Annotated in this window: 7 protein-coding genes; 2 read left to right on the top strand and 5 right to left on the bottom strand. The window is 60.6% G+C overall.

Annotated elements, in window-relative coordinates:
• Positions 1 to 220: 220 nt before the first annotated feature.
• The gene (locus BHC62_RS25115) at positions 221 to 1,195 is read right to left on the bottom strand and encodes a nitronate monooxygenase family protein (protein WP_029292313.1); all 975 of its coding nucleotides are present in this window, start codon (positions 1,193 to 1,195) and stop codon (positions 221 to 223) included.
• A 167-nt stretch (positions 1,196 to 1,362) separates the two neighbouring features.
• On the opposite strand from BHC62_RS25115, the gene BHC62_RS28675 reads away from it, so the two are divergent.
• Complete coding sequence (locus BHC62_RS28675; protein WP_166647833.1) at positions 1,363 to 1,509, top strand: hypothetical protein; 147 nt, start codon at positions 1,363 to 1,365, stop codon at positions 1,507 to 1,509.
• A gap of 28 nt (positions 1,510 to 1,537) precedes the next feature.
• On the opposite strand, the gene BHC62_RS25110 is transcribed toward BHC62_RS28675, so the two are convergent.
• Together BHC62_RS25110 and BHC62_RS25105 are read right to left on the bottom strand one after the other, a co-directional pair.
• On the bottom strand, positions 1,538 to 1,930 hold the full coding sequence (locus BHC62_RS25110; RefSeq protein ID WP_070996551.1) for a VOC family protein: 393 nt from the start codon (positions 1,928 to 1,930) through the stop codon (positions 1,538 to 1,540).
• Positions 1,931 to 1,963: 33 nt separating this feature from the next.
• Positions 1,964 to 2,155, bottom strand: a complete 192-nt coding sequence (locus tag BHC62_RS25105) for a hypothetical protein (RefSeq protein ID WP_029292315.1) — start codon at positions 2,153 to 2,155, stop codon at positions 1,964 to 1,966.
• A gap of 129 nt (positions 2,156 to 2,284) precedes the next feature.
• On the opposite strand from BHC62_RS25105, the gene BHC62_RS25100 reads away from it, so the two are divergent.
• Positions 2,285 to 3,187: a LysR substrate-binding domain-containing protein gene (locus BHC62_RS25100; RefSeq protein WP_029292316.1), complete on the top strand. Its 903-nt coding sequence runs from the start codon at positions 2,285 to 2,287 to the stop codon at positions 3,185 to 3,187.
• A 17-nt stretch (positions 3,188 to 3,204) separates the two neighbouring features.
• On the opposite strand, the gene BHC62_RS25095 is transcribed toward BHC62_RS25100, so the two are convergent.
• Both BHC62_RS25095 and BHC62_RS25090 read right to left on the bottom strand, forming a co-directional pair.
• Positions 3,205 to 4,161, bottom strand: coding sequence for a LysR family transcriptional regulator (locus tag BHC62_RS25095; RefSeq protein WP_070996549.1), 957 nt, complete (start codon positions 4,159 to 4,161; stop codon positions 3,205 to 3,207).
• Positions 4,162 to 4,298: 137 nt separating this feature from the next.
• A complete protein-coding gene (locus tag BHC62_RS25090; protein WP_070996548.1) occupies positions 4,299 to 5,486 on the bottom strand; it encodes a cyanate transporter in 1,188 nt (395 codons plus the stop codon).
• Positions 5,487 to 5,885: the final 399 nt, after the last annotated feature.

Genomic DNA, 5,885 nt, shown 5'->3' with positions numbered 1-5,885 from the left:
ATGTCGCCTGACCCACCGCCATCGCAGCCTCGCCGGGGCTCGACAGCTCCCACCCTTGATCTCCACCCAGACTGAAATCCCCGACCCAGCGCCAATCCCTGTAGGAGCTGTCGAGCCCCAGCGAGGCTGCGATAGCGGCAACACAAGCACCGAAGATGTCGCCTGACCCACCGCCATCGCAGCCTCGCCAGGGCTCGACAGCTCCCACTTTTGTTCTTCGTCAATGAGTCGCGCTGAGGTCCAGGCGTTTACGTGAGGCTTGATACTCGCCCTTGAGCCGCTCGATCAAACCGCCCGCCGGCAGTACCGACTTGACCGCGCCTACACCTTGGCCTGCGCCCCAGATATCTTTCCATGCCTTGGCCTTGGCCCCTTCACCGGTGCCGAAATTCATTGCCGAAGGGTCGGACACCGGTAGTTCATCCGGGTCCAGGCCGCTGTTGGCGATGCTTTGGCGCAGGTAATTGCCATGCACGCCGGTAAACAGGTTGGAGTACACAATGTCATCGGCCGAGCTCTCGACAATCATTTGCTTGTAGGCCGCCTGGGCATGGGCTTCTTCAGTGGCGATAAATGCCGAGCCTATGTAGGCCAGGTCCGCACCTGCTGCCTGCGCGGCGAGAATTCCATTGCCGTGGGAAATGGCCCCCGAAAGCAGCAGCGGGCCGTCGAACCATTCACGGATTTCCTGGATAAGCGCAAAGGGCGAAATCTTCCCCGCATGGCCACCGGCGCCCGCAGCCACGGCGATCAGGCCGTCGGCGCCTTTGTCGATGGCTTTTTTGGCGAAGGTATTGTTGATCACGTCGTGCAGCACGATGCCGCCGTAGGCGTGCACCGCGTCATTCACATCCACCCGCGCACCCAGGGACGTGATGATGATCGGGACTTTGTACTTGGCGCACAGGGCCAGGTCGTGTTCGAGGCGATCATTGGACTTGTGCACGATCTGGTTGACCGCAAACGGCGCAGAAGGCTTGTCCGGATGCAGGGCATCGTACGCGGCCAGCTCGGTCGTGATCTGTTTGAGCCACTCCTCCAGCACCGGTGCCGGCCGTGCATTCAGCGCCGGGAACGAACCCACCACGCCCGCCTTGCACTGGGCGATTACCAGCTGCGGGCTGGAAATAATAAACAGCGGCGAACACACCACTGGAATCGAAAGACGGCCTTGCAAAATAGCGGGGAGAGTCATGGCGGCTCCAATCGGATCGGGGGTCGGGTACCCGGCGAGGAGAAATTAGCAGGGTGAATTTTAATATGCAACCAGTTGCATAGTTGCGGCGGTCGCTGCCCGCAAGAAATGCGTTTGCTGTTCTATGCTGCTTAAGCGGGACTCAATCTTAAGGACGGGAGGACGGTATGAACAATGAACCCAAGCCGCACGACGAGACGCAGCAGGAGCGCGCCCGGCAGCGTCGCGAGGAAGAGAAGCCACAGACCTGGAAGCACCCGGATGATGGTACGGAACTGTCCGAGCGCGATCAGGAGCGTCCGCTGAAACCCTGACGGCAACAGCCGGCTTGCCAGGTGCGTGTCAGCCTTGGATCGGCGTACACAGTTCCACTAGCGTCCCATCCGGGCAACGCACATACGACACCACCTGGCCCCAGGGCTTGCTGCTTGGCGCCGTCAGCTCGCTTGCACCGGCGCTTAGCGCCTTGGCGTGGGCGGCCGGCACGTCATTGGTGACAAACCCCAACTCCATGCCCAGTGGTTGTTTCGAGCTGTGGGCTGCCACGTGCCCGCCGGGAAAATTCATCTCCCCCAGCTCATGGGCCGCAAAGGACAAGGTGGTGCCACCCGTATCCAGCTCGCCATAGGTGCCTGATTCATGCAGGAAACTTCGGTTGAAGCCGAAGGCGTTTTCAAAAAATTGCAGGGACGCGGCGACGTCGGGCACATAGACGATGGTGTAGGCGAATTTCATGGTTAAGCGCTCCATGCTTGAGTGAGATGGCGATTAAAGAATGCCTGCCGATACCAGCAAGGCCGTAGGAAACCCCGACGCGAGCACCAGGTACGCAACGATAGCGGCCAGGCACAACCCTACAAATACCCGCAACAGTGTTCTGGCGGTAGGGTGGGCGATGAACTTGATGGACCAGATGCACATCCCGGCCATCAGAACAGCCAGGACAAGAATGACCAGCACGGTGATGTTCTCGGTTGCCGTGGAAGCTGATTTATAGTCCCAAACCCTTGGCTTGGATAGTCTGCACATAGACGCAGGGCCCGCTGTGTTCCTAAACTGCCGGCTGTCTTGGGCTGTGGTGCGCGTGCCATGAATCGCAATGAATTACGCAAGGCCGATATCAATCTGATGGTGGTGTTTGAAACGCTGATGCTCGAGCGCAACGTGACACGCGCGGCAGAGAAGCTGTTTCTCGGCCAGCCGACGATCAGCGCCGCCCTCAACCGCCTGCGCACGTTGTTCAACGACCCGCTGTTTATCCGCGTCGGCCATCGCATGGAACCCACGGCGCGGGCCGAGGAACTTATCCTGCATCTGTCGCCGGCCCTGGATTCGCTGTCGGCGGCGTTGAGTCTTACCCATGATTTCGACCCGTCTGTCAGCACCATGACCTTTCGCATCGGCCTGTCCGATGACGTTGAGTTCGGCCTGTTGCCACCGCTGCTGCGTGCCCTGCGCACCGAAGCGCCACAGGTGGTATTTGTGGTGCAGCATGTGGATTACTGGCGCATCCCGGATTTGCTGGCAGCGGGCGATATTACCGTGGGCATCACCCAGACCCGCGGCCTGCCGGCCAATGCCAAGCGCAAGTTGTTGCGCCATATCCGCCCCAGCGTGCTACGCGCCGATCCCTCGGACCAGCCGCTGACCCTCGATGAATATTGCTCACGGCCCCATGTGCTGGTGTCCCACACCGCCAATGTCGCGGGTTTTGCCGATGAGTGGCTGGCAGAGATCGGTCGCAAGCGGCACGTAGTGTTATCCGTGCCGCAATACAGCTCCTTGCCGGCCTTGTTGGCCGGCACCGATATGATCGCCAGCCTGCCAGACTATGCGGCCCAGGCCATGGCGGCGGCGGGCAACCTGTTTTGCGAGCCGTTCCCGTTCGACACGCCGACCCTGGACCTGTCCATGGTCTGGCTCAGCCACGTTGACAGCGACCCCGCCGAGCGCTGGATGCGCTCACGGCTGGAAGCCTTTATGAAGGGCTGAGAACGTTGGATTGCACGCTATGCATGGGCTTCTTTTAGCGCTTCCAGCTTGAGGCTTGCTGCGGCTCTGGCCACCTGTTCCCGAAACCACAGGTTGGCGCTTTCCTGCTCGCTGGCGTCGTTCCATTGCATATCCAGGGTAAACCCCGGCAGGCCGTTGGGTGCTCCGCAGTGGCCAAATAACGGCTCCACGGCCAGCAACTGTTGCACGCGTCGGGGCAGGGTGACGATGAAGTCGGTGCCGGCAATCATCTTCAGCGCCGCGCTGTAGCTGTTGGCGCGGGCGATGACCTGGCGCTTGTGGGCCTGGCGGGCCAGCCAGCCGTCGATCATGTTGGTGTCCGAGGTCCAGGGCGTGGGGAATACATGGCGCCGTGCCACAAAGGACTGCAGGCTGAACGCCGGCTCGCGCGGGGCGGCGCGTTTGTCGAAGACGCAGACCAGGTCGTCCTCCAGCAGCATCTCGGTCCTGAGGTCCTTGTGCTCGCGATGAAAGTGCGGGCCGAAGCAGATCACCAGGTCCAGGCGCCCGTCACGCAGCGCTTCGATGGGAATCTCGGTTTCCAGCTTCTGCACGTTGACGATCACCGGCAGGTCGGCATGATCGAAGTCTTTCAACAATCTGGGCAGGATCAGTTGTTCGAAGTACTCGGGCGCACAAAGGTTGAAGGTGACGGTTTTTTGCTTGGGGTCGAACGTCTGCGCACCCGCATGGCAGAGGTTGATGCTTTCGAGGATTTTCTGCACATGGCCATACATGGTGCTGGCCTTGTAGGTCGGGCGCATGCCGGCACGGGTATTGATAAACAAGTCGTCCTCGAAACTGGTGCGCAGCTTCTTCAGGCTGTAACTGACGGTGGACTGGCTGACAAACAGGGTTTCGGACACATCGGTGACGCTGCTTTGCTCATACACCGCGATGAACACCATCAGGTCCTGCATATCGAGCTTTCTAAGCAAGTTGCTGTTTAGCATTCGTTCCGTCCGTGAGTCTGTTGCGCGACCGCAGCGCAAACAAGACAAAATGTTAACGGAACGCTCGTACCAATAGAAAGGTCTGTCGGACCTTTCTATGTTCATTGTGGGACAGATACTGTTTGGAACACGACGCCCTAGCGGATATGCCGTGCATAGTGGCGTGGGTCGAAGCGCAGGACGATCAGTAACATCACCACCACCACGGCGGTGAGCGACCACCAGGCCCACTCGAAACTGCCCAGTTGGTCGCGGATCATCCCGGCAATCAGCGGCGATACACCAGCAATCAGGTAGCCGATGCCCTGCACGAATGCCGTCAGGCCACCGGCGCGGCGTGGGTTGTCCAGATGGTCGAGGGACAGGATCAGGCTCATGGGGAACAGCCCGCCAATGCCCAGGCCCAGCAGGCACGGCCACAGTAATGTGAGGTGCTGCGGCGAGAGGATCAGGCCACAGAAGCCCGCGATGATCAGCACCAGCAACACGGCAACCACGCCGCGCTTGTCCTGCCGCCGGTTGGCGATGGCCGGGGTGATCAGCCCGGACACCACTTCCATGGCCGTCAGGAAGCCCAGTAGCAGCCCGGCGTTCTGTTCGCTCCAGCCCTGCTCGACGTAGTACGGCGCCAGCCATGCCAGTACACAGGTGTAGGAAGCGGTACCGAGGCCGAAGAAAATCGCCAGCAACCACGCACGGCGATTACCGAAAAATGACTCCTGGGGGCCGGCGCCGGCTGGGGGCAGGGGTGGCAACGCTGCGCGCTGGGCGTACCAGAACAGCAGCGCCAATACCGCAAGCACCGCCCAGATTGCCAGGCCGATGCGCCAACTGCCGGTTTGCACCTGGATGAACGGCGAGAACGATGCCGCCAATGCTGCGCCACCCATGATCGCGGTGACGTACAGGCCCATGAACAGCGAAACATTGTCACGAAAGTGCGACTTGATCAGCGCGGGCATCAACGCCTGGATTAAGGCAATGCCCACGCCGGCGGTAATGGCGCTGAGGATCAATTCGGCCGCAGAGTCGAGAAACAACCGCGACAGGGTGGCCAGGCCAATCACCACCAGCGACAGCACGATACTGCGATGCTCACCCAACCGTTTGCCCAGGCCAATGCCAAAGAACATCGCCAAGCCCATCGCCATCACTGGCAGCATGGTCAACAACGAGGCGGTGCTGAAACTCAGGGGTACATCGGCGCGGATCGACGATAACAAAGGCCCGACCGCCGCCATGGACGGGCGCAGGTTCAGGGCCACCAGCACAACGCTGAGCATCAGCCAGAGGGCGGTGGTGGGTTTAGCGTGGACGTTTTCCATGGGCGGGCCTTGAGCGGACAAGGTCGCTATTAGGCGGCCGCCCAGGCCGGGGGGCAAATGAGAAAGTCGCAGGGGCTATTGAAAAAACAGGCGCTGCTTTGTCGATTGCACACCTGACCTGTGGCGAGCGGGCTTGCCCCGCGTTGGGGCGCGTAGCGCCCCCAATCAGGTATTGCGCAGAGACTGGTTGTGGGGCTGCTGCGCAGCCCCGCGCGGGCATGAGTATCTACACAACTCTTTGATGGTTATTTGGGTTGTGTACATATCCGTTGCTGCGGTCACGGCGGCTATGGGGTCCGCCCTGACAGCCGACCTGATCGGTGAGGCTTACGCGTATACCTGTGGGAGCTGGCTTGCCTGCGATAGCGGTCGATCAGTCAATATATTTATCGGCTGATA

The organism is Pseudomonas sp. 06C 126 (assembly GCF_001855215.1).
In the GTDB taxonomy this organism is placed as follows: domain Bacteria; phylum Pseudomonadota; class Gammaproteobacteria; order Pseudomonadales; family Pseudomonadaceae; genus Aquipseudomonas; species Aquipseudomonas proteolytica.
This window is presented reverse-complemented; position numbering and strand designations above follow the sequence as displayed.

Excerpts from the sequence above, each read along its gene's own strand:
- BHC62_RS25095 (WP_070996549.1), bottom strand. The coding sequence starts at position 4,161 with ATGCTAAACAGCAACTTGCTTAGAAAGCTCGATATGCAGGACCTGATG.
- BHC62_RS28675 (WP_166647833.1), top strand. The coding sequence starts at position 1,363 with ATGAACAATGAACCCAAGCCGCACGACGAGACGCAGCAGGAGCGCGCC.
- BHC62_RS25115 (WP_029292313.1), bottom strand. The coding sequence starts at position 1,195 with ATGACTCTCCCCGCTATTTTGCAAGGCCGTCTTTCGATTCCAGTGGTG.
- BHC62_RS25110 (WP_070996551.1), bottom strand. The coding sequence starts at position 1,930 with ATGAAATTCGCCTACACCATCGTCTATGTGCCCGACGTCGCCGCGTCC.
- BHC62_RS25090 (WP_070996548.1), bottom strand. The coding sequence starts at position 5,486 with ATGGAAAACGTCCACGCTAAACCCACCACCGCCCTCTGGCTGATGCTC.
- BHC62_RS25100 (WP_029292316.1), top strand. The coding sequence starts at position 2,285 with ATGAATCGCAATGAATTACGCAAGGCCGATATCAATCTGATGGTGGTG.